The organism is Oceanihabitans sp. 2_MG-2023 (assembly GCF_030547245.1).
Taxonomy (GTDB): Bacteria; Bacteroidota; Bacteroidia; order Flavobacteriales; family Flavobacteriaceae; genus Oceanihabitans.
The window spans coordinates 204,923-228,757 of record NZ_JAUOQT010000001.1; the positions used below are offsets into that span (position 1 = coordinate 204,923).

Sequence of the window (23,835 nt, forward strand, 5' to 3'; positions counted from 1 at the left end):
AAGAAAAATGAAAAATTTAATTAAACAAATATTCTTCGTAACCATACTATCTACATTATTTGTAGGGTGTCACGACGAATTAGATCAGTCACCGACGGATCCAGACAGTTTTACAGAAGAGGATGTATTTGCAAATGCTACTGAAGCTAAAGGAGCATTAGCTAAACTTTACGCTAGTTTAGCGCTTACAGGTCAAGATGGACCTGCCGGTCAAGCAGATATTTCAGATATTGATGAAGGATTTTCTCAATACTCAAGAATGCTTTTTAACCTTAATGAATTAACTACAGATCATGCTGTTGTTGGTTGGGGAGATGCAGGATTACCGGATCTACATGGTCAATATTGGTCTGGAAGTAACGACTTTACAGAAGCAATGTATTATAGACTAGCACAAGAAGTCTCTTTTTGTAATTCATTTATTGCCAATGCTAGTGTATTATCTGATGAAGAAGTAACTTCTTTTATTGCAGAAGCACGCTTTTTAAGAGCATTCGCTTACTACAACTTAATAGATTTATATGGAAATGTACCTTTAGTAACAGAAGTAACTACAGATTTACCTTTACAAGCATCAAGAGCAGAATTATTTGATTTTGTAGAAACCGAATTATTAGAAATACAAGACAACTTAAAAACTAGTGGTTCTAATGAATACGGTAGAGTAGACCAAGTTGCTGCTTGGGCATTATTATCTAAACTTTATTTAAATGCTGAAGTTTGGACAGGAACTGCACGTTACACAGATTGTGTTACCTATTCTAACAACGTGATTAATTCTTCGTATAGAATAAACACCAATGATGCTAATGGAAACGGAACAGCTTATGATGAATTATTCCTTGCAGATAATGATACTAACGGAGCACAAAACGAATTTATTTTTGCATTAAACTTTGATGGTTTAAGATCACAAACATATGGTGGATCTACTTTTTTAGTACATGCAGCAATAGGAGGGTCTATGGATGCAACAGAATTTGGTGTTAATGGAGGCTGGGGAGGTCTTAGAACTACTAAAAATTTAGTAGAAAAGTTTCCAGTATTAAGTCTTGCAGACTTAAATACCGCTTTAGGTACGCAATCCGACTGGGGAATTGTTGGAGACGGAACACCTAATGGTTGGGGTGGCCCAGATACAGAAATGTACCAAACTGGCACGAATCAATTTGCTTTATATGCAGAATTAACAGATGGTTTCTTAAAATTTAGATTTAACGAAGATTGGGGAAATAATTATGGGGATAATGGAGCAGATGGTTCTTTAGAATCTGGTGGCGAAAATATTGCAGTTACTGCAGGAACTTATTTAATCACTTTAGACTTAGATGCTTTAACATATTCTATTATTTCATTTACTCCTACTAGTGATCAACGCGCTATGTTTTATGCAGATGGTCAAAATTTAGAAATAACAGATATTTCTGAATTTACAGAAGGATATGCAGTAACAAAATTTAAAAACATAGATAGTAATGGAAATCAAGGTGCAGATTCTGCAGGCGATTTTGTAGACACCGATTTACCTTTAATTCGTCTAGCTGAAATTTATTTTAACTATGCCGAAGCTTCGCTTAGAGGTGGTGGTGGTGATTTAAACTTAGCCTCAAATAAAATAAATGAATTATTAGAAAGAGCTACAGGCGGAACAAACGCAAACATTTCGAGTAGCGATATTACATTAGATTATTTATTAGATGAAAGATCTAAAGAGTTATACTGGGAAGGACAAAGACGTACCGATTTAATTCGTTACGATTACTTTACAACAGACACTTATGTATGGCCATTTAAAGGAAACGACCCTTCAGGAACTTCTGTTTCTAGCTATAGAAACTTATTTCCTTTACCTACAAGTATTATAACAGTTAACCCAAACCTTTCTCAAAATGAAGGGTATTAATAACTATTAAAATGAAAAACATAATATATAAATCAATTCTTTCCTTATTTATTACTACACTATTTGTGAGTTGTGATGATAATGAATTAACAGAATTAAACAGTAACGGAATCCCTGAAATATCACTTTCTGATAATACTGTCATTTTAACCGAAGCTAATGCAGACCAAGATGCACTTACTATAACTTGGACAGAACCAGATTATGGTTTTGATGCTGCACCAGAAGCTTACAAAATATTAATCGACACAGTAGATGGTGATTTTACTTCTCCACAAAGTGCAACGGCAAGTATGTCTTTGAAAACATTTACTGCGCAACAATTAAATACCCTTTTAACAGATCTAGAATTACCTCCTAACGAAGAATCTCAAGTTCAGATAAAAGTGGAAGTTGTTCTAAGTTCTATAAATAGTATTTTCTCTGAAGCAGTTAATTTAACGGTAACTCCATATCCTGCTTTATCAGACATTAGTTCTCCTTGGGGAATTGTTGGAAGTGCAACTCCTAATTCTTGGGATGGTCCAGATGTGCCTTTTTACAAAACAGAAAATGATAATGTTTTTGCTGCATATGTATATTTATTAGACGGTGAAATCAAATTTAGAGAGAACAATGATTGGGCTGTTAATTATGGAGATACAGGAGTCGATGGTACCTTAGAAGGTGGAGGAGATAATATTGCAGTAACTGCTGGAACCTATTATATAACCATGAATTTAAACACACTTACTTATACCATGACTGATGCTTCAAGCGAAGACATTTGGGGGTTAGTAGGTAGCTCAACACCAAATGGCTGGGATGGTACAGATTGGCCACTTTATCCTGCTGGAAATGATATTTATATAACGTACGTAACATTACTAGATGGAGAACTAAAATTTAGACTTAATAATGATTGGGGTGTAAATTATGGAGATACTGGAGTCGATGGTACTCTAGATTCTGGAGGAGATAATATAGTGGTAACTGCAGGAAGCTATAAAATTACCATGGACTTGTTTAATCAAACCTACACAATAGAGTTAAATTAATACCATTAAATTCTTTTGTAGAATTAGTCAATATTAAGAAAACAAAAGCCTATTTAATGTAAAATATAAATAGGCTTTTTTCTTAATAAAAAACAACGTCATTTTATTGCAACTTTTAATTTTTTGAAAAAATGAAAAAAATAATTTATTTAATAATGCTGCTAGGTGTATTTAACACTTATGCACAAATATCCTGGCAAGGAGGGAACAATCCCGAAGAAACAGATGCCGCCACTATACTTTTTGATAAAACAGGAACAGGTTTAGAATCTTATTCTGGAACCATATATGCACACACAGGAGTAACTATAGACGATAGTTCAGATTGGCAAAACGTTATTGGTAGTTGGGGAAATAATACAACACAACCTGCTTTAACTCTAGTTTCTGGAAACATATATAAACTAGACTTAACTTCAACAATTAGAAATTTCTATAACTATACTGGTGCTGGAACAGTAACTGCTATTAATATTGTACTTAGAAGTGCGGATGGCACACAACAAACTACAGATTTACAAATAGCTGTCGGTTCTTTTCAAGTTACTATGATAAACCCTAGTGATAGCAATAGCACTATAGCTGTAAATTCAGGAGCTGGCACACAAATTCTAGCACAAAACACTAATGGGAATGCGACATACGAATTAAAAGCAAATGGAGCTACCATAAATACAACAACTACTTCATTTTACAGTTATTTTATATCTGGTATTACGGAGAACCTTAATTGTGAACTAATTGTAACACAAGGCAGTGCTTCCGTATCTAAATATTTTAACATATTAGTAAATAACACCCAAAGTCAAACACTACCAAGTGGTTTAGAAAATGGAATAAATTACACAAGTAATACTTCAGCAACACTTGTTTTAGAAGCTCCTAACAAAGATTTTGTATACGTAGCAGGAAGCTTTAATAACTGGAATCCTGATGCTAATTATGCCATGAAAAAAGATACTGCTTCCGATAAATTCTGGTTAGAAATTACAGGTTTAACAAGTAACCAGATTGAAACGTATCAATATTGGGTAGTAGACCAAACTCCTATTACTAATTCCCCAGCAATGGTAAAAACCGCAGACCCGTTTTCAACCTTAGTATTATCCCCTTTTGATGATCCTTGGATTTCTTCAACAACGTATCCAAATTTACCTGTTTATCCATCTGGACAAGAACGGGAAGTAACAGTTTTACAGACTGGGCAAGTAGATTATCCTTGGGTAGTTACAGATTTTGAAAAACCTAAAAAAGAAGATTTAGTAATCTACGAAGTATTAATTAGAGATTTTGATGAAGACATGAATTATCAAGACCTAATTGACAAAATAGATTATTTTAAAAACTTAAATGTAAACGCAATTGAGTTGATGCCTATCATGGAGTACGAAGGAAATGAAAGCTGGGGATACAACACTTCTTTTCACATGGCGTTAGATAAATTTTATGGTACAGAAAATAAACTTAAAGAGTTTATAGACTTATGTCACCAAAATGGTATCGCTGTAATTTTGGATGTAGCACTAAATCATGCATTTGGTAGAAACCCAATGAATAGAATGTGGATGGAGGATGCAGATGGCGATGGTTGGGGAGAACCAAGTAGCGAAAACCCATATTTTAATCAAGTAGCACAACATAGTTATAGTGTTGGTTCCGATTTTAATCACCAATCTACTCTAACACAATATTATGTAGAACGAGTGGTTAAACATTGGATCGAAGAATTTAAAATTGATGGTTTCCGTTGGGATTTAACTAAAGGATTTACTCAAAATGCCGAAGGAAGTGAAACGAATACCAATGCTTATCAAGCAGATCGTGTTGCTATTTTAAAAGAGTATGCAGATTACTCTTGGTCTTTAGATGAAACACATTATGTTATTTTTGAACATTTAGGTTTTGGAGGAAGCGCACAAGAAGAAACAGAGTGGGCGAACTACAGACTTAATGAAAGCGTATCAAAAGGTATTATGCTTTGGGGGAAATTAACAAATCCTTATAACCAATTAACAATGGGTTATAACTCTGATAATAACTTTGACGGAATGGGCCATGTTAGTAGAGGCTTTAATGCTCCTAGATTAGTTGGTTATGCAGAGAGTCATGACGAAGAACGCTTAATGTACAAAAACGTACAATATGGTAATGCTTCTAATACTTCGCACGATGTAACAGATTTAAATACTGCAATCTCAAGAATGTCTGCTTTAGGTGCTGTAAGTTTAACCATTCCTGGTCCTAAAATGATTTGGCATTTTGGGGAGTTAGCTATGGAAAACTCCATATTCACTTGTAATAATGGAACCGTGAATGATCCAGATTGTAAATTAGACACAAAACCACAACCACAATGGGTAGATAACTGGGATACAGACCCTACACGAAGTCAAGTGTACAACGATTGGTCTAGAATGAATTACTTAAAAATAAACGAACCTGTTTTTGAAGGAGATTACACCATCACTTCAGGAAGTTTAACACCTAGAATCGATATTTTTGATACTTCTATTCCAACTACACAATTAAGAAACGTTATTGTTTTAGCAAACTTTGATGTGGTTGCCCAAACTGTTAATACTAGCTTCCCTTCTAGTGGAACTTGGTACGATTTAATGGATGAAACTGGTAACACTACAATTGAATCAACTGTTGCAACCATTAATATACCAGCAGGACAATTTAGAATTTTTGGTAACCATGCTTCTACTTTAAGTATTGATGACTTGGAAAATGTTTCCGATTTAAAGCTACACCCAAACCCAACAAAAAATTCATTTAAATTAAATAAAGAGGTTACAGATGTTCAAATATTTGATATTTCAGGAAAACTAGTAAAAGAATACAAAGGCGATTTTTCTAAAAACGCATCTTTTAATATATCCGAATTATCAAAAGGCATGTATCTAGTTAAAGTTAAAAACATGTTAGAACAAATAAGCACCACTAAACTAATTAAATTTTAATCCCTAAATAAAATTTAATTTTATATTCTAACATAAAAGCGCAACCAGTTTTCTGGATTGCGCTTTTTTTATTAAATAACTAAAGTCTATAGGTTTACTGCAATTGTTTTTGTACGAAAACTTGTTTTATCTTTACTTTTAATTCTTTCCAATAATAACTTGGCAGCCTCTTTACCAATCTCTTTAGCGTTTTGATTTATTACAATAAGAGATGCATCATATTTTAATTGCATTTCATTACAAAACCCAGCTATAGATATATTACTGTCCTCTTTTTGCAACTTATTAGTTAACAGAATAGCATGTAAAACACTTTTTTCATTTAAACCAAAAACCCCATCAACACTAGTATCTTTTTTTAATAATTCTTTTAGCTTCTGCTTCAACCCTTTAGATCTTTCATCGGTAATAACCGTACATTTCACAATGGACTTATGTTTTTCTATTGCAGCTTCAAATCCTTTTTGTCTTAAATTTAAATGATGTAGATTATTCATTTTTGAAGTGATAACTATATGCTTACAACCTCTATTTTTTATAAGAAATTCTGTTGCATCAAAAGCAGCTTGAAAATCATCAGTTATTACTTTATCACATTCCAACTCATCACATATCCTATCAAACATAACTATAGATGTTCCATTATCTAACAATGTTTTAATATGTTGGTATTTCTTTTTTTGTTCCGCTTCTTTAGAAATACAAATAATTAATCCATCAACAAAACCACTGGACATAACCGATATATTTTTGGTTTCCTTTTCTATTAGATCATTAGAGATCGATGTAATTAGTTTATATCCATTATCATCTAAATACGTTTCTACTCCAACTAAAACCTTTGCATAAAACGGATTTAAAATATTTGGTATAATTAAACCTATCGTACTTGTCGTTCCTTTTCTAAAACTAGATGCAAAACTATTTGGAGTATAATTATTTGCTTTTGCGTATTCTAAAACTCTCTTTTTTGTTTGAACACCAATTTCTGGACTATCGGAAAGTGCTTTAGATACTGTAGAAACCGAAATCTCTAAAGCTTGAGCAATAGAAGCTAATGTTGTTCTGTTTGTTTGCATTTTACTTAGGTTTTAATACTTAAAAAATTTTTTTTAACTAATACTGTCCAATTTTAGTTAGTAAAAATACTTCTTTTATTTCTTTTTATAACAGTATAGCTTTTTCAAAAAGAAAAAACCAAACAGCAAATTATATAAAAAAAAGCCTCTCTGTTTAGAGAAGCTTTTTATTTGTACAGGCGGAGAGACTCGAACTCTCACACCTCGCGGCACTAGATCCTAAGTCTAGCGTGTCTACCAATTCCACCACGCCTGCAACTTTTCCGATAATTTCGGATTGCAAATATAAACAATACTTTGAATATTCATAACATCTAAATAAAGAAAATTATCTCCCTTTTTGTACTTTTACAAAAACCGTTAATTTATTATGCAAAATATTAAAAAATATATCGATCAAAATAAAGATAGATTTCTAAACGAATTAATAGAACTGCTTAAAATACCGTCTATTAGTGCTGATTCCGCTTATAAAAAAGACGTACTTAAAACAGCCGACGAAATTAAATCAAGTCTTGAAAAAGCAGGCTGTGAAAACGTAGAAATTTGTCAAACCAAAGGATATCCTATCGTATTTGGCGAAAAAATTATGGACAAAAACCTGCCTACAGTTCTAGTTTATGGCCATTATGATGTGCAACCACCAGACCCAATTAACCTATGGGATTCTCCTCCATTTGAACCTGTGATTAAAAAAACAGAACTACATCCTGAAGGTGCTATCTTTGCTCGTGGTGCTTGCGATGACAAAGGACAAATGTATATGCACGTTAAAGCCATGGAGCTTATGACGCAAACCAACCAATTACCTTGCAACGTAAAATTCATGATTGAAGGAGAAGAAGAAGTTGGTAGTGCAAGTTTAGCCGATTTTGTAAAAGAAAACCACGAAAAATTAAGTAACGACGTTATTTTAATTTCCGATACAGGAATGATTGCAAAAGAGGTTCCTTCTATAACTACCGGATTACGTGGGTTAAGCTATGTAGAAGTTGAAGTTACAGGACCTAATAGAGACTTACACTCTGGTTTATATGGTGGTGCAGTTGCAAACCCAATAAACATATTAACTAAAATGATTGCTTCCTTACACGATAAAAACAATCACATTACTATTCCTGGTTTTTACGATAAGGTTGAAGAACTCAGTAAAGAAGAAAGAGCAGAAATGGCAAAAGCACCATTCTCTTTAGAAAACTATCAAAAAGCTTTAGATATTGATGCTGTATATGGCGAAGATGGCTACACTACCAACGAAAGAAACTCCATAAGACCAACCCTAGACGTAAACGGAATTTGGGGAGGTTACACTGGCGAAGGCGCAAAAACAGTAATTGCAAGCCAGGCATTTGCTAAAATATCAATGCGTTTAGTACCTAATCAAGATTGGGAAGAAATCACCCAACTCTTTAAAAATCACTTTGAAAGCATTGCTCCTAAAGGCGTTAAAGTAAAAGTAACACCACATCATGGTGGTCAAGGCTACGTGACACCAATAGACAGCATTGGCTACAAAGCTGCAAGTAAAGCCTATGCAGATACTTTTGGAAAAACGCCTATACCACAACGTAGTGGAGGAAGTATTCCTATTGTTTCCCTTTTTGAAAAAGAATTAAAAAGCAAGACTATTTTAATGGGATTTGGTTTAGATAGCGACGCAATTCACTCGCCAAACGAACATTTTGGTGTTTGGAATTATTTTAAAGGCATTGAAACAATTCCTCTTTTTTACAAATATTTCACAGAATTATACAAGTAATATTTGGGTGTTACCACCTTTTACTTTTAAGTAAGTAAAAGGTGGTCGCGCTTTTCATTATATCTTTTTTTGCCATATATGGTAGCAAAAAAAGGATGTCATTACAATCGCTAACACGAGCCAATTAAACATTTATATGAAAAACAATCACATAAATCATTTATTAGAGCTCACCTTTGCAACTTTTCTTATAAGTACTTCTGGTGTTTTAGGCAAATACATCGATATGCCTAGCGAAATACTAGTTTGGTGGCGTAGTGCCTTAGCACTAGTTATCCTTTTTGCTTATTGTAAATACAAAAAGCTAAACCTTCATATAAACTCTAAAAAAGACACATTGCCTTTTTTTATAAGCGCTTTTTTTATGGGTGCACATTGGATCACCTATTTTTATGCCCTCAAATTATCTAATGTAGCTCTAGGAATGCTTTCCCTTTACACATTCCCTATACTTATTGCTCTATTAGAACCTTTATTTATTAAAGTAAAATTCGACCCAGTACATATCGCTTTAGGAATACTCGTGTTATTAGGGATTTATTTTCTAGCACCAAATTTTAATTTACAAAACACGCAGGTTAAAGGTATTTTATTTGGTCTACTATCTGCTTTTTGCTATGCAATTAGAATACTAATATTAAAGCAACATATTTCTAAATATAATGGCACCGTTTTAATGTTGTATCAATTACTCATATTAACAATTATTATGTCGCCAATCTTATTTTTTATGGACACTGATAATATAAAAACAGAATATCCTTATGTTATTTTACTAGCTCTAGTAACTACAGCAATAGGACACACCTTATTTATTAAAACTTTAAAATATTTTAGCGTAAGTACAGCAAGTATAATTAGTAGTATACAACCTGTTTTCGGAATACTTCTAGCCTTCTTGTTTTTAAACGAAACACCTACACTTAATACCTACATTGGTGGCTCTTTAATTATTACTACTGTTATTATAGAAAGTGCTCGTTCAAAACAAAAAAAAGATGTTTAATCTTTTATTATTTTAGAAAGCTGCAACTTATTATTTGTTTTTATTTTCAAGAAATAAACACCATTAGATAATGCACTTAGGTTTAGCGTTGTTTTAATTTTAATAGCACTTTCTTGCAGTATTAGTTTTCCATTAATATCATATAATTCAATTTCTAATTCTTCAAAAGAACCAATGTTTTCAATAACTAGATTCGTCTTAACGGGATTAGGATAAAATGCAATTTCCGTATTCTTAAATGTCTCTAAACTTAAAGAATTAAAATCAAAAGAATTACTTGTTTCTATACAAGAACCCAAAGTAATTTCTACGGCATAACTTCCATTCATTACTGGTGTAAAACTTTGGTTTGTTTCTCCTAAAATAGCAGTACCTGTGTCTATATTTATCCATTGATAAGAAGCGCCATTTTGTAAAGCAGTTAATACATTTCCACTTTGGCTTACCGAATTAGTTACATTTACTAATCCTGCTTTAGTTACCATGTACCCCATAATTAACTTAGACAACGCATGATAATACGGGAAATTTAAGGTATTATACGTGTCACCTGAACTATGATAATATGGTGTTTCATCATCGGTTTCCCATGATTCACCAACTAAAACAGCAGAATAACCTTGGTTCCAAAATCTAGAATGATCACTTGCTGAAGTTCCTGGATTTACAACATTAACCTGTAAAGAGAAACCATATTCTGGAGTATTTAAAATAGAAATAAGATCATCTTTCATTTCTAAAGAGTTAGCAACATCTCTAACATCTATATCAAAATTATTGTCATTATTTCCATCATATCCCATCATATCAATATTTAAAACGCCTAAAATATTGTCGTTGTTAGCGGCTGCTTGATTTGCGTAATATCCTGCTCCTACAAGACCTATTTCTTCTTCATCCCAAAGTGCATAAACAATCGTATTATCTAAACATTGTGTCGATAATATTCTTGCAATTTCTAATACTGTTGCAGTTCCAGATGCATTATCATCGGCACAATAAGCAGCAACCGAATCGTAATGTGCACAAATAATATAAATGTTATCTGGATTTGTTTTTCCTAGTTGTGTTGCTATAATATTTCTCCTTCCTGCTTCTCCATTTATAAACTGATTAACAACATTTAAATGATCTAACTTATCTAATTTTTGAAATAGATAATCTGCAGCAAGTTCATTGTTCGATTGTACTCTGCTAGATATAGTAACTTCGTTACCATTTACTATGGTGGTTTGTTCTCCAGAAAACTCCCTTAAAGTGAGTTGTAAAGAATCTAAATCCATTTGATTAATTACCTCTGTAATTGTTTGACCATATACAAAAGAGCTAAAACACAATGAACAAACAAGAATAAAGTATGCCTTTTTCATAGAATAAATTGCAATAATTTCACGTGTAAAGGTAATGCAATAATTATTATTTCGCCTCTACATTTGTAGAATCAAATTATATTCTCTACATTTGTAGAGAACATTCTAAACATGTAGAGATGCAATTATCAAAAACAGAAGAGGATTTAATGAATTACCTCTGGAAGCTTGAGAAAGCTTTTATGAAAGATTTGCTAGAAGCTTATCCAGATCCTAAACCAGCAAACACCACAGTTGCAACACTATTAAAGCGTATGACAGATAAAGGGTTTATTGATTATACTCTTTTTGGAAATTCACGAGAATATTTTCCGCTAGTAAAGAAAAAAGACTATTTCTCTAAACATGTAAACGGATTAATAAAGAACTTTTTTAACGATAGCAGTTCGCAATTCGCATCGTTTTTCACTAAAGAAACCAATCTATCTAAAAAAGAATTAGAAGATTTAAGAAGCATTATAGATCAAGAAATAAAAAACAAATAGTCATGGAAATCGTACTATTAAAATCCAGTATATGTTTGCTTGCTTTTATTGCTTTCTATAAAGTATTTTTAGAAAGAACAAGTAACCATCAATTTAAGCGTATTTACCTATTAGGTGTTGTATTGGTTTCAATTACCATTCCTTTTATAACTTTTGTAGAATATATAGAACCTCAAAATGCATTAACCAATATTTCAGAAGTAACAGGTTTTTCTGAAAGCCAAAACCCAATCCTAAAAGAGCCAACAAACTATTTACCAATAGTGTTATGGAGTATTTACGGATTAGGAGTTTTATTATTTTTAATACGATTTGTGTACAACTTATCGCAAATAGCCTTAAAAATAAGGAGAAATCCGAAGCAAAAAACAAACAATTTTACACGTGTTTTATTGAAAGATTTAATAATACCACATACCTTTTTTAGTTACATTTTTTTTAATAAAACCAAATTTGAAAATAACGAAATACCAAAAGAAGTTTTACTTCATGAGCAAACACATGCCAAACAAAAACACAGTTTAGACATACTGTTTATAGAGGTCTTACAAATACTATTTTGGTTTCATCCTTTGGTCTATTTAATAAAGAAAGACATCAAACTAAACCATGAATTTTTAGCAGACCAAGCAGTTATTAACAAAGGCATAGAAAGCACTAATTATCAAAAAATATTGCTATCGTTCTCATCAAACCAGCAAACATTAACCTTAGAACACGCTATCAATTATTCATCCATCAAAAAACGATTTACAGTTATGAAAACACAAACATCCAAACAAACCTTTTGGCTTCGTAGTTTATTACTACTGCCATTATTAGCAATCTTAATTTTCAGCTTTAGCACAAAAAAACAGATAGAGAAAGAAGCGGAAACAAAATCACAAATATCCAACGAGGCAATTAATAATTCAGAAAACTTAGAAATACGAATTACTAAAGACTTAAAAATTTCTGTAAATGACAGAGTGACATCTATTGAGAATTTACAAAACATGCTTAATGAGTTCCATAATCATTTAACTTTTAATGAAAAGCAAAATTTAGTTCTCGTTGAAATTAAATTAGAAGATAATATTGAAATGGGATTTTTTACCGATGTAAAAGAACAGTTAAGAGCTTCTGGGTATTTAAAACTAAATATCACACCTAGACATCCTACAACCCAAAAGCAAGATAAAGCAACACCTAAACAACTTGCAGAATACAACAAACTTGCAAAAAAATACAACAATCAACCAGAAGGCAAAAGATTTATCGAACGTAAAGACGTTGAAAAATTAGAATATATATATAGTTTAATGACTGAAAAGCAAAAGACAGAAGCTGAACCTTTTCCAAACTTTCCTTCTCCACCTCCAGTGCGTAAAGTAAAAAAAGGAGAAGTAAGTAACATTCCACCTCCACCACCTCCAATTCCAGGTGATGCAACGGAAGAAGAAAGAGCGGAATACGAGAAAATTTATGAAGAGTACAATCGGAAATACGAGATTAAAAATGGTCACGTTTCTGAAAGAATGGTTTCTCCTCCACCTCCACCTCCACCTCCAATTCCTGGTAATGCAACAGAAGAAGAAAGAGCAGAATACGAGAGAATTCATGAAGAGTACAATCAGAAATACGAGGTTAAAAATGGTCACGTTTCTGAAAGCATGATTCCACCACCTCCACCTCCAAAATCCCCTCTAGATCATGCTATAGAAATGGCAAAAAAAGATGCCAATTTTTATTTTGAAGGAAAAAAAATTACTTCCGACGAAGCTATTGCGATATTGAAAAAGGACACCGACTTAAGCATCTCTACACAAACAAAAGGTTTACAAAAACCAATGGTAAACATTACAACACAACCTGTTATTACAGATGCTAACGGAAAAGTAATTACTAAAATAGAAACATTACAAGACGTAAAATCAAATCCTAAAAAGGACAGAAATGGCTATGTCGATATACATGGTACCACTTATTTCTATACTGTTAAAAACGAGAAAACAACATACTTTAATAGATATGGAAAAAAAGTAAACGAAAAAGGAGAACTTATCAATTAGTTGCCAACAATATTCATTAAAATCTGTGTGCGATTCGTGTTTGGTGTAATTTTCATCAAAATAAAATATTATGGCTAGACAAAGTATCTCATTTACAAAACCAAATGATGAATGGCTTAAAAATCAAGTTGACAATAAAGAATACTCTAGTAAAAGTGAATTAGTCAACGATTTAAATAGACAAGCTAAAAGCCAACAAGTTCAAATTGACTGGATTAAGGCTAAACTCGAAAGAGCTGAAAATAGCGGATTTACTTCGGATAGTAAAGCCCAAATTCTTAAACAATCCAAGGACTTACTCAATGGCTGAGTTTAGAATAAGTAATACTGCAAAAGAGGACTTAATCAGAATTCATCATTACGGAGTTAAAAAAATTGGAATTACTCAAGCGGATAAATACTTCGACTCTTTTTTTGAGTATTTTGGGATAATTGCTCAAAGACCTTTTTCATTTGAATCGGTTGATTTTCTAAAGAAAGGATATAGACGTTGTGTGTATGTGTGGATCTGATAGTATCTTCTATAAAATAAATGAAGATACCGTAGATATAATGACAATTGTTGGAAAACAAAATTTAGATAATACCCTATAAAAAATACAGTTGCTAACACTGTGTTTTTTTATTGCTTGGTTCTAGCTTACTTAGATACTTAAACACGTAAGAGCGCTCTTAACGTATTTCTTATAACTAGGCCTTATATGTTTTAAAAACATGTAGGGTCTTTTTTTTAAACTCAAACTGTAACAAAAAGCACCTTTTAGCGTTCTAATAACCTAGTCATCAATCAAAATCAATCACATCATGTTAAAACATTTCTTTATTATCTGCTCTGGAGCAGATACCAATATTATAAAAGATTGCTCGAATGGAGAGCAAAACAAATATGCAGGAATTGGAGCAACCGTTTTTTTTACTGCAGTTATGGCTTTTATAGCTTCTAGTTATGCGCTATTTACAGTTTTCGACTCTATATATTCTGCGCTATTTTTTGGTTTAATTTGGGGTTTACTTATTTTTAATTTAGATCGTTTTATTGTTTCTACCATAAAAAAAAGAGACCGTTTTATGGATGAATTTATTCAAGCTTCCCCAAGAATTCTACTAGCAATTATTATAGCAATAGTAATTTCTAAACCTTTAGAATTAAAGATTTTTGAAAAGGAAATCAACCAAGTACTTTTAGAACAAAAAAACGAATTAACACTAGCTAACCAAGATCAAATTGCTTTACAATTTACTCCAGAAATAGCAACTTTAGAAAATAACATTACAGCTTTACAAAGCGAAATAGACACCAAAGAAATCGAAGTAAATGCATTATATGCTGTTTTTATTAACGAAGCCGAAGGAACTGCAGGAACCAAACTTTTGGGGAAAGGTCCTGTGTATAAAGAAAAACGTGACAAACACGATGCTGCTTTGGCAGAATTACAAGAATTAAAAACCACAAACAAAGAGAAAATTGCAACTTCTGAAGCACAAATAACGCAGCTAAAAACAGATTACGAAACACAAGTCGCGACTACACAACCAATTATTGATGGTTTTGATGGTTTAATGGCTAGAGTAAATGCCTTAAACACATTGCCTTGGCTACCAAGTTTATTTATATTTCTACTATTTTTAGCTATTGAAACTTCTCCAATTATCGCTAAACTACTTTCTCCAAAAGGAGAATACGATTTTAAATTTGAAAATCAAGAACATAAGATTAGAACCTGGACAACACAACAAGTAAGTCAAGAAAAAATGATGCTTCAAGCAGATAATGCTATAAACGATAAAGTATATAAGGACATTACAGAAGAGGAAGAATTATACACGTACAAAAAGAAAATGGCTCGCGAACTAATGAAAAAACAACAAGAAGCTTTTTATACAAAGCAAACAAAGATTTTATAGCTTGTGTTTTTTATAATGCGCTTTCACATCTTTGGGTTTATAAACTATAGTTGTAGAAATCGGGTGTTTGTCTAATAGACTTTCTGGTCTAATTGGTCTTGGTGAAAAATTGCCACCACAATTAGGACATATTTTTTTAAAACCTCTTCTGCACATGCTTTACAATACGTACACTCAAAAGTACAAATCATTGCATCTTCGGCATTATGAGGTAATGCTTTGTTACAATGTTCGCAAGTTGGTCTTATTTCTAGCATGTGTATTTTTTAGAATAAAGTTGCGTTAAGGATAGAAACGACATCCTTTTTTTCGTTAGTTATCGAGTTTTGTGAAGCATGAACAAAATATATCGAGAACAAGTAAAAAAGATAAAGTGGATAGCCTGACCTTTAGGTAACGCCATTATATATATACTAAATTTTCTTTACATATTCTGTAATAATAACGATTTGAGTTGGGCCAACTTTACCTTCAATATAAGTTTCGTTTTCGCGATCTAAACGAATATTCCTAACTGCTGTACCCTGTTTTGCAACCATACTAGATCCTTTTACTTTAAGATCTTTTATTAAAACAACAGAATCTCCTGTTTCAAGAATTACACCGTTTACATCTCTGTGTATTAGTTTTCCTTCTTCGTCTTCACCTTCTCCTGTTGCTTTTGCAAACTCTAAAACATCTTCCTCAAGATACATCATATCTAACAAATCTTGTGGCCAACCTTCTTTTCGTAAACGCGATAACATTCGCCATGCTGCAACTTGTACTGCTTGGTGTTCGCTCCACATACTATCGTTTAAACAACGCCAATGATTTGGATCTGTTGTGTCTGGGTTTTCTATTTGACCTTCGCAAATTTTACAAATAGTTAATGTGTCTTTTATGCTTTGGTCTTTTTTTGGCGCTAAAGTATATAATTGTAAATGTTCTTCGTTTTTACATAATTCACACTTACCATCTGCTCTTTTACTCAATTCTCTTTCTAAACTCATAAGTATATTTTAAAAAACAAATGTACATTTATTATAACAGTACAACAAGAAGATGTATACTATCTCTTGTTGAATAATAGAAGAGGCTTATGCGACTTTATTAGAGATTAAAGTATTAGATAATTTATCCTTACCAAAACCAATAATAGATAGTTTTTTGTTTTTTGAAAGTGCTTCGTTGTGTAATTGCGCAATGGCAACTACGCCTTGATTATCAATATTAGTTACCCCTTGCAAGTTTAATATAACATCGTCTTTATGGTTAAAAACGTCTTTTAATTCACTTTTAAAAATTGGGATATTCATTTTTATAAGGTTTCCTTTTACCTTATATATATTGTTGGTATTTGTAATAATAAGTTTCATGGCTTTTTTATTTAATAATAGAATTGGTGCTATAATCGACTATGCATTATTAATTAGGCTGCATCTATAGTTGTAACATGATCGAATATTTCTTTGCTTCCTACACCTGTAATAAAAAAAGGCTTATGAGCTTTTAAAGATTGTTTGTAGATATCCTCGAAGGCAGAAACACCTTCTCGATCAATACTCTTAAGTTCGTTAATATTAATAACTAACTCATTAGTAGTATTAAAAATATTTTTGAAATAAATTTGAAATTTTTTTACGCTTTTTTTATCAAGTACTCCTGTAACTTTAAACGTATTTAGTGAATTTGTGATTTCTAGTGCCATCTTTTTTTAATTAAATTATAAAATGTTAAGCGCTATTAATCGATGTAAATATGTAATTTATTATTAGTTACACCTAAAATGTTCGATGAAATGCGGTATAAATTGTTGAACACAAAAAATCGTAATCTTATTCATGCATTATATTAAAGAATCGCGAAGTTTTTTAGATAACCCTTTAACTACCATATCATAGGAGTGATCCACGAGTTGGATTACAAATGGAGTTTGCAGGTCGTTTTGGTGTAATTGTATGGTATTCCAGTGTTTTTTGCTCATGTGGTAACCTGGTTCTATACTTTGGTATTCTGCACGAAGTTCTTGCGCATAATCGGGATCACACTTTAAATTTACAGATGGAGTTCCTGCTTCCCAACCTTTTAATGAAGTTAAAACAAACATTTTATCTAGTACTTTAAACACTAATGTTGTTTCATCGAAAGGAAAATGTTCTGTAACTCCTTTTTTACGCAAACAATATTCACGAAGCTGTTCTATATGCATGCTTATTCTTCAATTTTCTTTACTGGACTTTCTTCTAATTTTAAAGCAGAATAGTCTAGTTTCCAACCAATGGTCTCAACAATACTTTCCATTAAAGAAATGGTTTGTAATGCTTCTTTTTTTGCCGCTAGCATTAAACCACTTTCTGGGACTTTATCTAAAATATGTTGTTTGGCTTCTTGGTTTAATTCGGTTAAATCGGAAGCTTCAAATTTATTAAAGTAACCATCTTTTTTATCGTAATAATTTAAATTGGTTTCTACAGACAGGACTTCTGGTTGCGGAAAATGCGCTAAAATAATTTTCTTATTTTCGTTATCTGCTTCTAGTTGTATTTTACTTAAATCGTAACCAACATATGCTTTGGCATTAATAACCACTAATGCTTTTTTTCTACTATTGACCATCTTTAAGAAACGTTCTTTTACATCTTCATAGTGGTAAATTTCTGCAAAATCACCTTCAACAGTAATAAATTTACATACGGTTTTTACTTTATCTAACAACAGTAGAGATTGTGAGTTTACCAGTTGTTTATTTTTAAATGATTTAAAATAAGTAACAACTCCTAAACTTGCTAATATTCCTATAATAATTCCTAAAAAGGCTTCCATTAATTTAATTGGTTTTATTCTTTAACAAGCAATTTATGTACCAAAAATCACTCGTTTAAAAGTGCATACAAAATTGGTTTACTTGGTGAAGCATCATTTTCAAAAGGTGCTATTTGTAAATTTAAAAAATAGGTGCCATCGGTTACATTATTTGGCACAAAAATAAGCTCTGTTATGGTTGCTTTTAATCTTAATTTTCCTTTTGTATTCCAAAAAGCATTATGTGCTAAAAGCTTACCATCATCTTTTTCCTTATCTATACTTGGTAAATCTATAAGTAAATGTTCTACTCCTTTTTCTCTTAAATATATTGCAGCATCTTCTAACAAATAAGGTGGATTAGTATGCGAATATTGTGCAGACAACTTCTCTTTAGTATTAGATAAAGTTCGTATTACTACAGCTTTTCTTTTTTTGTTTCCCAAGGCAAATTGGATTTGTTTTTTTGAAATTACAAAATCCTCTCCAAGTTTTTCAGGAGCAACGGTTATTACTTCGGCTAAAAAGAAAAACTTTTTTAAATTCGTATTTACAGAGTGTACTTTTTCTACAATATGACCAACACATTCGGTATGTGTACCATGTGCATGTGGATTAAAACATATATTATTAAAATTAATACTTGCACCTTCTTTTACACTTGCTATCCAACCATTATCTTGAACTGGCTCTATAGTTGGTTCATCTAAATACCAAGCATTTACATTGTTTTTAGATGCTATTAGTGGAATAGAAATGTCTAATGGTTTCGAAAAATCTATCTTATATTTTTTTGAATTGGTTTCTATAGTTGCTATCATACCCAAATATACTAAATCATAAAGAGTTCGGAAGCAATTCCATCGACTAAAAATTTACCTTTTTGAGTTGTTTTTAGGAAAAATTCTTCGACAAGCTCGGAAGGATCGCTTGTAATATTTACTAATCCTTCGGCAATATATTTTTGTGAAGTTTGCAACAAATGCTTTTTATATTCTGTTCCAAAATCGTTTTCTACCTTTTGTAAAGCAACGCCCCAAATGGTTCGTAATCTGGTCATAACGTATTCGTTGTATCGGTCTGAAACACTTAATTCCTCTATGGTATTTGGAAGCATATTATTTTGAATTGCTTCTATGTATTTGCTATTATTTGAAACATTCCAACTACGTTGTGTTTGGTGAAATGAATGTGCCGAAGGACCAATACCTAAGTATTTTTTTCCTTCCCAATAACTTGTATTGTGTTTTGAAAAATAGTTAGGTTTCCCAAAATTAGAAATTTCATAATGTATAAAACCTTGCTTTTGAGTTTCTGCCACCAAACAATTAAAATGCTGTAATGCTAAGTCTTCATCCATTGGTGGATAATTCCCTTTTTTAATAAAAGTAGCTAATGCGGTTTTAGGTTCTACCGTTAAAGCGTAGCTTGAAATGTGATTTATTCCAAACTGAAATGCTTTATTTAAGTTTTTTTGCCACTTATCTATTGACATATTTGGAATTCCATAAATCAAGTCAATTGTAATATTATCGTAATATTGCGTTGCATATTTTAAACACTTTTCTGCTTCTTCTGCATTATGTGCTCTATTCATACTTATTAAGTCATCTTGAAAAAAAGATTGTACACCAATACTCAATCTATTGATTGGTGTTTTAGAGAGTTGGATAATTCTTTCTTTGGTTAAATCGTCTGGATTTGCTTCTAATGTTATTTCTGGATCTTTGGAAACCTTAAAATTTTTATAAATAGATGTTATTAATAAAAGAAGTTCCTCATTGGTAAGTAATGACGGTGTTCCTCCTCCAAAATAAATAGTTTCTACTACTTGATTTTCTAGTTCGTTTTTACGAAGCTGTAACTCTGTAATTAGTGTTTGAATGAGTTCGTCTTTCTTCTTCATAGAAGTAGAAAAATGAAAGTCGCAATAATGACATGCTTGCTTGCAAAATGGTATGTGAATGTAGATGCCGCTCATTTTAGTATTTAGTAGCAGTTATTATATTTAATTAGCATTCTAGAAATAAAAACAAATTAATCTTACGCTTGTAACAGTTTATGGTTAATTTACAATACTATACTTGTAACGATTACTGGCTACTTAATTCGATCTTCATTCTGTTTTACAAAACTGTCCCAGCCAGAATAACTTTTACCGACAGTAATTTTCCCTGAATTATAAAAATGGCAAACCGCTGCTGCCAATCCATCTGTTGCATCTAAGTTTTTAGGTAAAGTTTTTAATCCCAACATACTTTGCAACATTTTAGCTACTTGTTCTTTACTCGCATTACCATTTCCTGTTACTGCCATTTTTATCTTTTTTGGCAAGTACTCTGTAATAGGTATTTCTCGCGAAAGTCCAGCTGCCATTGCAACCCCTTGTGCTCTACCAAGCTTAAGCATACTTTGTACATTCTTACCAAAAAAAGGTGCTTCGATAGCTATTTCGTCTGGATGGTGAGTATCTATTAGCTCGATGGTACGTTCAAAAATAAGTTTCAGTTTTAGATAATGGTCTTTGTATTTTTTTAAATCTAATTCATTTAACTGCAAGAATTCCATTTTTTTATTTCTGACTCTTATAAGGCCGAAACCCATAATTGTAGTTCCTGGATCAATTCCTAAAATAATTCTATCTTCACTCATTATTCACAATAATAACAACCACTTAATGAAATAGAAATACCAACTGTTGCAGTTAAGAGGTTTCCGTTAAAAGTTCCAAATCCGTCAACGACATTATCATAATCGCCACTAAATGCATAAATGTATGATGTGTCTAAGAAAACAGACAATCCTTGTGAAATTCCATAATGAAACTCTAAACCAGCCATGGCATTAAGAAAAGATTCTTTGTTATTGGTATACTCTCCTAAAGGTTTTACAAAAGTAAACCCTGGTCCTGCATGCGCCATTATAGCATAATTTTGAGGCAAACGAATTAAACTTCCTAGGTCGTAAACCACTTGTGCATTTATTCTAGAATAATTAACTTTAAAATCGGGAGAGTTACTAGCATTAGATAATCGATTATAACCAAAATCTAATTTAGTCCCCAAATTTCTACTAAACATACGTTGCAAACCAATGTGTACTGTTGGAAAATTTATAGGTTTTGCTTCGAAAGTCGAAACAAATGCGGTTTGGCTAGGGCTATTAATTCCTACTGCAAATTGTGCTTTCCAAGTGCTGGTTTCACTTTGTGAAAAACCCGAAAAGCAAAAGAAACTTAAAAGCAATACGAATATGAAGGTCTTAAATGTTTTATTTGGTATTATCATAAAGCAATATTGTGTTAATTTGTGCATTTTAGCACAAAATGTATAAGGCACTACCATACAAAACTAAACAATTCTTTTTTGTACTTATTAAATTAAGTATTGTAATTGGTGCTTTTTATTTTATTTACAACAAACTAACGACAAACAACAATTTAGATTTTAGTGAATTTGTTTCTTTTTTAAACAAAAACAACATTTTTTCATTAAAAACCATCTTAATTTTACTGTTTTTAAGCATTTTAAATTGGATTTTAGAAAGTGTAAAATGGCAAATCTTAGTGAACTCTATAAAAAAAACATCTTTTTATGAAGCCTTAAAACAAAGCTTAGGTGCTTTAACAGCATCCATCTTTACACCAAATAGAATTGGTGATTATGGAGCAAAAGCTTTATATTTTACTTCTCTATATAGAAAACGAATTGTGCTTTTAAATCTTATTGGCAACTTAACACAAATGACCATCACTGTGCTTTTTGGTGCTTTTGGCTTGTACTTTTTTGTAACAGAATACCAAATAGAGCTTAACCTTTTAAGAATATCTAGATTTCTCATTATTATTGTTATAGCTTTTGGCTTTACTATTATTGGAGTAAAACAAAAACGCTTTAAAATAAAAGGGTTCGCTATTGAAAAAGTTATAAATTTCATTAAAAACCTAGCATTAAAAACAATAGTCTATAGTTTTATATTGTCACTTTTAAGATACTTAGTTTTTTCGTTTCAATTTTACTTTTTACTTCGTGTTTTTGGTGTTGAAACATCCTATTTTCATGCTATGGTTGCTATAACAAGTATGTATTTAATCGCTTCTGTAATTCCGTCAATATTTATTTTTGACATCCTCATTAAAGGAAGTGTCGCTGTTTATATTTTCACAACTGTTGGCGTAAACGAATTTACCATATTAAGTATTGTACTGCTTATGTGGATTTTAAATTTCGTATTACCAAGCATACTTGGGAGCTTTTATGTGCTTACCTTTAAACTTCCAAAAAACAAAACCACATGATCCTTTTACTTTTTATTGGCATCACACTCGTTTACATATTTTTAATAGGAATTTTGGCCTTTGGTTTTGACAAAGTAAAGCGCTTTGCCATGGAAGACTTGGAAGCTAAGACTAGCTTTTCTGTGGTTATTCCGTTTAGGAATGAAGCTGAAAATTTACCTTCACTTTTAAAATCGTTGGAAGCTTTACAATACCCAAAACATTTGTATGAAATTATTTTAGTTAATGATGCATCGGAAGATAATTCGGTAACTATTATTGAAAAGGTACTCCACACCAATTTACGTAAAGATAAATTCACTAGAAATCCTATAAAAATTATTAATAATTTACGGGAAAGTGATTCGCCAAAAAAAGACGCCATAACATCTGCAATACAAATTGCAAAATACGATTGGATAATTACTACAGATGCCGATTGTATTTTACCAAAGTTTTGGCTAGATACCTTTGATGCTTTTATTCAAAAAAGGGACGCCGATTTTATAGTAGCTCCAGTTACGTATAGCAAGGCAAAAACTTTTCTAGACCGCTTTCAATTACTAGATTTTTTAAGCCTTCAAGGTGCAACTATTGGTGGTTTTGGAATACAGAAACCTTTTTTATGTAACGGCGCAAATTTAGGATATAGAAAAGATTTTTTTAAAACGGTTCAAGGATTTCATGGCAATACCAATATTGCAAGTGGCGACGATATTTTCCTTCTTGAAAAAGCATTAAAACAGGATGCAAAAAAAGTGCATTATTTAAAATCGGAACATGTAATTGTAACCACAGAAGCTGTTAAAAACTTTAAAGATTTGATATCTCAACGTGTACGTTGGGCTTCTAAATCTGCTAGCTATAAAAACAACTTTGCAAAAGCTGTTGGTCTCTTGGTTTTACTTATGAATGCCTCCCTTATTTGTCTATTAACTTTATGCATAACAGGCATATTTAATGTTAAAGTATTATTGTATTTATTTTTAATAAAATGCAGTATCGACTTTTTATTACTCTTTAAAACACTTCGTTTTTATAAACAAGAAACCTTTTTACCTTCTTTTATTTTTAGTTGTTTTCTGTATCCTTTTTTTAGTGTTTACGTCGTTTTTGTTTCGGTTTTTTCTAATTACAAATGGAAAGGTAGAGCCTTTAAAAAATAAGATTTGTACCGTATATATTTTGTAGATTTACCATGATAAATGAAACCA

At 31.7% G+C, this 23,835-nt stretch carries 24 protein-coding genes and 1 tRNA gene; 11 read left to right on the forward strand and 14 right to left on the reverse strand.

The annotated features are described in order from the left end of the window. Positions 1–7: 7 nt before the first annotated feature. The 3 genes from Q4512_RS00835 (at position 8) to Q4512_RS00845 (ending at position 5,906) form a co-directional block, all read left to right on the forward strand. On the forward strand, positions 8–1,903 hold the full coding sequence (locus tag Q4512_RS00835) for a RagB/SusD family nutrient uptake outer membrane protein (RefSeq protein ID WP_303420600.1): 1,896 nt from the start codon (positions 8–10) through the stop codon (positions 1,901–1,903). Positions 1,904–1,914: 11 nt separating this feature from the next. Then, positions 1,915–2,940: a SusE domain-containing protein gene (locus Q4512_RS00840; protein WP_303420601.1), complete on the forward strand. Its 1,026-nt coding sequence runs from the start codon at positions 1,915–1,917 to the stop codon at positions 2,938–2,940. Positions 2,941–3,071: 131 nt separating this feature from the next. Next, positions 3,072–5,906 carry an alpha-amylase family glycosyl hydrolase gene (locus tag Q4512_RS00845; RefSeq protein WP_303420602.1) on the forward strand — a complete coding sequence of 945 codons (2,835 nt, stop codon included), beginning with the start codon at positions 3,072–3,074 and terminating at the stop codon, positions 5,904–5,906. A gap of 86 nt (positions 5,907–5,992) precedes the next feature. On the opposite strand, the gene Q4512_RS00850 is transcribed toward Q4512_RS00845, so the two are convergent. Both Q4512_RS00850 and Q4512_RS00855 read right to left on the reverse strand, forming a co-directional pair. After that, entirely contained in the window at positions 5,993–6,985 is a 993-nt protein-coding gene (locus Q4512_RS00850) for a LacI family DNA-binding transcriptional regulator (RefSeq protein ID WP_303420604.1), read from the reverse strand. A 174-nt stretch (positions 6,986–7,159) separates the two neighbouring features. Continuing rightward, positions 7,160–7,241 (reverse strand) — tRNA-Leu (locus Q4512_RS00855). Between the two features lie 114 nt (positions 7,242–7,355). Between Q4512_RS00855 and Q4512_RS00860 the strand changes: the two genes are divergently transcribed. Continuing rightward, positions 7,356–8,744, forward strand: coding sequence for a dipeptidase (locus Q4512_RS00860; protein ID WP_303420606.1), 1,389 nt, complete (start codon positions 7,356–7,358; stop codon positions 8,742–8,744). Positions 8,745–8,880: 136 nt separating this feature from the next. After that, a complete protein-coding gene (locus Q4512_RS00865) occupies positions 8,881–9,750 on the forward strand; it encodes a DMT family transporter (RefSeq protein ID WP_303420609.1) in 870 nt (289 codons plus the stop codon). Here the strand turns inward: Q4512_RS00865 and Q4512_RS00870 are convergent. Continuing rightward, on the reverse strand, positions 9,747–11,120 hold the full coding sequence (locus tag Q4512_RS00870; protein WP_303420611.1) for a M28 family peptidase: 1,374 nt from the start codon (positions 11,118–11,120) through the stop codon (positions 9,747–9,749). The genes Q4512_RS00865 and Q4512_RS00870 overlap by 4 nt on opposite strands. A gap of 119 nt (positions 11,121–11,239) precedes the next feature. Between Q4512_RS00870 and Q4512_RS00875 the strand changes: the two genes are divergently transcribed. The 4 genes from Q4512_RS00875 to Q4512_RS00890 all read left to right on the forward strand — a co-directional run bounded on the left by Q4512_RS00875 (position 11,240) and on the right by Q4512_RS00890 (position 15,561). Beyond that, a complete protein-coding gene (locus Q4512_RS00875; RefSeq protein WP_303420613.1) occupies positions 11,240–11,605 on the forward strand; it encodes a BlaI/MecI/CopY family transcriptional regulator in 366 nt (121 codons plus the stop codon). A 2-nt stretch (positions 11,606–11,607) separates the two neighbouring features. Further along, positions 11,608–13,656 carry a M56 family metallopeptidase gene (locus Q4512_RS00880; RefSeq protein ID WP_303420615.1) on the forward strand — a complete coding sequence of 683 codons (2,049 nt, stop codon included), beginning with the start codon at positions 11,608–11,610 and terminating at the stop codon, positions 13,654–13,656. Between the two features lie 70 nt (positions 13,657–13,726). Further along, a complete protein-coding gene (locus Q4512_RS00885; RefSeq protein WP_303420617.1) occupies positions 13,727–13,966 on the forward strand; it encodes a CopG family transcriptional regulator in 240 nt (79 codons plus the stop codon). A 494-nt stretch (positions 13,967–14,460) separates the two neighbouring features. Continuing rightward, a complete protein-coding gene (locus Q4512_RS00890; RefSeq protein WP_303420619.1) occupies positions 14,461–15,561 on the forward strand; it encodes a DUF4407 domain-containing protein in 1,101 nt (366 codons plus the stop codon). Here the strand turns inward: Q4512_RS00890 and Q4512_RS00895 are convergent. The 11 genes from Q4512_RS00895 to Q4512_RS00945 all read right to left on the reverse strand — a co-directional run bounded on the left by Q4512_RS00895 (position 15,556) and on the right by Q4512_RS00945 (position 21,632). Continuing rightward, the gene (locus Q4512_RS00895) at positions 15,556–15,693 is read right to left on the reverse strand and encodes a hypothetical protein (RefSeq protein WP_303421816.1); all 138 of its coding nucleotides are present in this window, start codon (positions 15,691–15,693) and stop codon (positions 15,556–15,558) included. The genes Q4512_RS00890 and Q4512_RS00895 overlap by 6 nt on opposite strands. Further along, positions 15,633–15,818, reverse strand: coding sequence for a DUF1272 domain-containing protein (locus Q4512_RS00900; RefSeq protein WP_303420621.1), 186 nt, complete (start codon positions 15,816–15,818; stop codon positions 15,633–15,635). The genes Q4512_RS00895 and Q4512_RS00900 overlap by 61 nt, the downstream gene beginning before the upstream one ends. 156 nt (positions 15,819–15,974) lie before the next feature. After that, a complete protein-coding gene (locus Q4512_RS00905; protein ID WP_303420623.1) occupies positions 15,975–16,553 on the reverse strand; it encodes an alkylphosphonate utilization protein in 579 nt (192 codons plus the stop codon). Between the two features lie 87 nt (positions 16,554–16,640). After that, entirely contained in the window at positions 16,641–16,919 is a 279-nt protein-coding gene (locus tag Q4512_RS00910) for an STAS domain-containing protein (protein WP_303420624.1), read from the reverse strand. Between the two features lie 53 nt (positions 16,920–16,972). Next, positions 16,973–17,251 carry an STAS domain-containing protein gene (locus tag Q4512_RS00915; protein WP_303420626.1) on the reverse strand — a complete coding sequence of 93 codons (279 nt, stop codon included), beginning with the start codon at positions 17,249–17,251 and terminating at the stop codon, positions 16,973–16,975. Positions 17,252–17,389: 138 nt separating this feature from the next. Next, complete coding sequence (locus Q4512_RS00920) at positions 17,390–17,752, reverse strand: MmcQ/YjbR family DNA-binding protein (RefSeq protein WP_303420628.1); 363 nt, start codon at positions 17,750–17,752, stop codon at positions 17,390–17,392. 2 nt (positions 17,753–17,754) lie between these two features. Further along, positions 17,755–18,366, reverse strand: a complete 612-nt coding sequence (locus Q4512_RS00925; protein ID WP_303420630.1) for a DUF4230 domain-containing protein — start codon at positions 18,364–18,366, stop codon at positions 17,755–17,757. A gap of 47 nt (positions 18,367–18,413) precedes the next feature. After that, positions 18,414–19,166, reverse strand: a complete 753-nt coding sequence (locus tag Q4512_RS00930; protein WP_303420632.1) for a cyclase family protein — start codon at positions 19,164–19,166, stop codon at positions 18,414–18,416. A gap of 11 nt (positions 19,167–19,177) precedes the next feature. Continuing rightward, positions 19,178–20,326 carry a radical SAM family heme chaperone HemW gene (gene hemW, locus Q4512_RS00935; RefSeq protein ID WP_303420634.1) on the reverse strand — a complete coding sequence of 383 codons (1,149 nt, stop codon included), beginning with the start codon at positions 20,324–20,326 and terminating at the stop codon, positions 19,178–19,180. A gap of 119 nt (positions 20,327–20,445) precedes the next feature. After that, on the reverse strand, positions 20,446–20,997 hold the full coding sequence (gene ruvC / locus Q4512_RS00940) for a crossover junction endodeoxyribonuclease RuvC (RefSeq protein ID WP_303420636.1): 552 nt from the start codon (positions 20,995–20,997) through the stop codon (positions 20,446–20,448). Next, positions 20,997–21,632 carry an outer membrane beta-barrel protein gene (locus tag Q4512_RS00945; protein WP_303420638.1) on the reverse strand — a complete coding sequence of 212 codons (636 nt, stop codon included), beginning with the start codon at positions 21,630–21,632 and terminating at the stop codon, positions 20,997–20,999. The genes ruvC and Q4512_RS00945 overlap by 1 nt, the downstream gene beginning before the upstream one ends. Before the next feature lie 38 nt (positions 21,633–21,670). Between Q4512_RS00945 and Q4512_RS00950 the strand changes: the two genes are divergently transcribed. Both Q4512_RS00950 and Q4512_RS00955 read left to right on the forward strand, forming a co-directional pair. After that, positions 21,671–22,642 (forward strand): lysylphosphatidylglycerol synthase domain-containing protein, encoded by a 972-nt coding sequence (locus Q4512_RS00950; RefSeq protein ID WP_303420640.1) that lies wholly within the window; start codon positions 21,671–21,673, stop codon positions 22,640–22,642. Continuing rightward, positions 22,639–23,787: a glycosyltransferase gene (locus Q4512_RS00955; protein ID WP_303420642.1), complete on the forward strand. Its 1,149-nt coding sequence runs from the start codon at positions 22,639–22,641 to the stop codon at positions 23,785–23,787. Before Q4512_RS00950 ends, Q4512_RS00955 begins: the two co-directional genes overlap by 4 nt. Positions 23,788–23,835 lie beyond the last annotated feature (48 nt).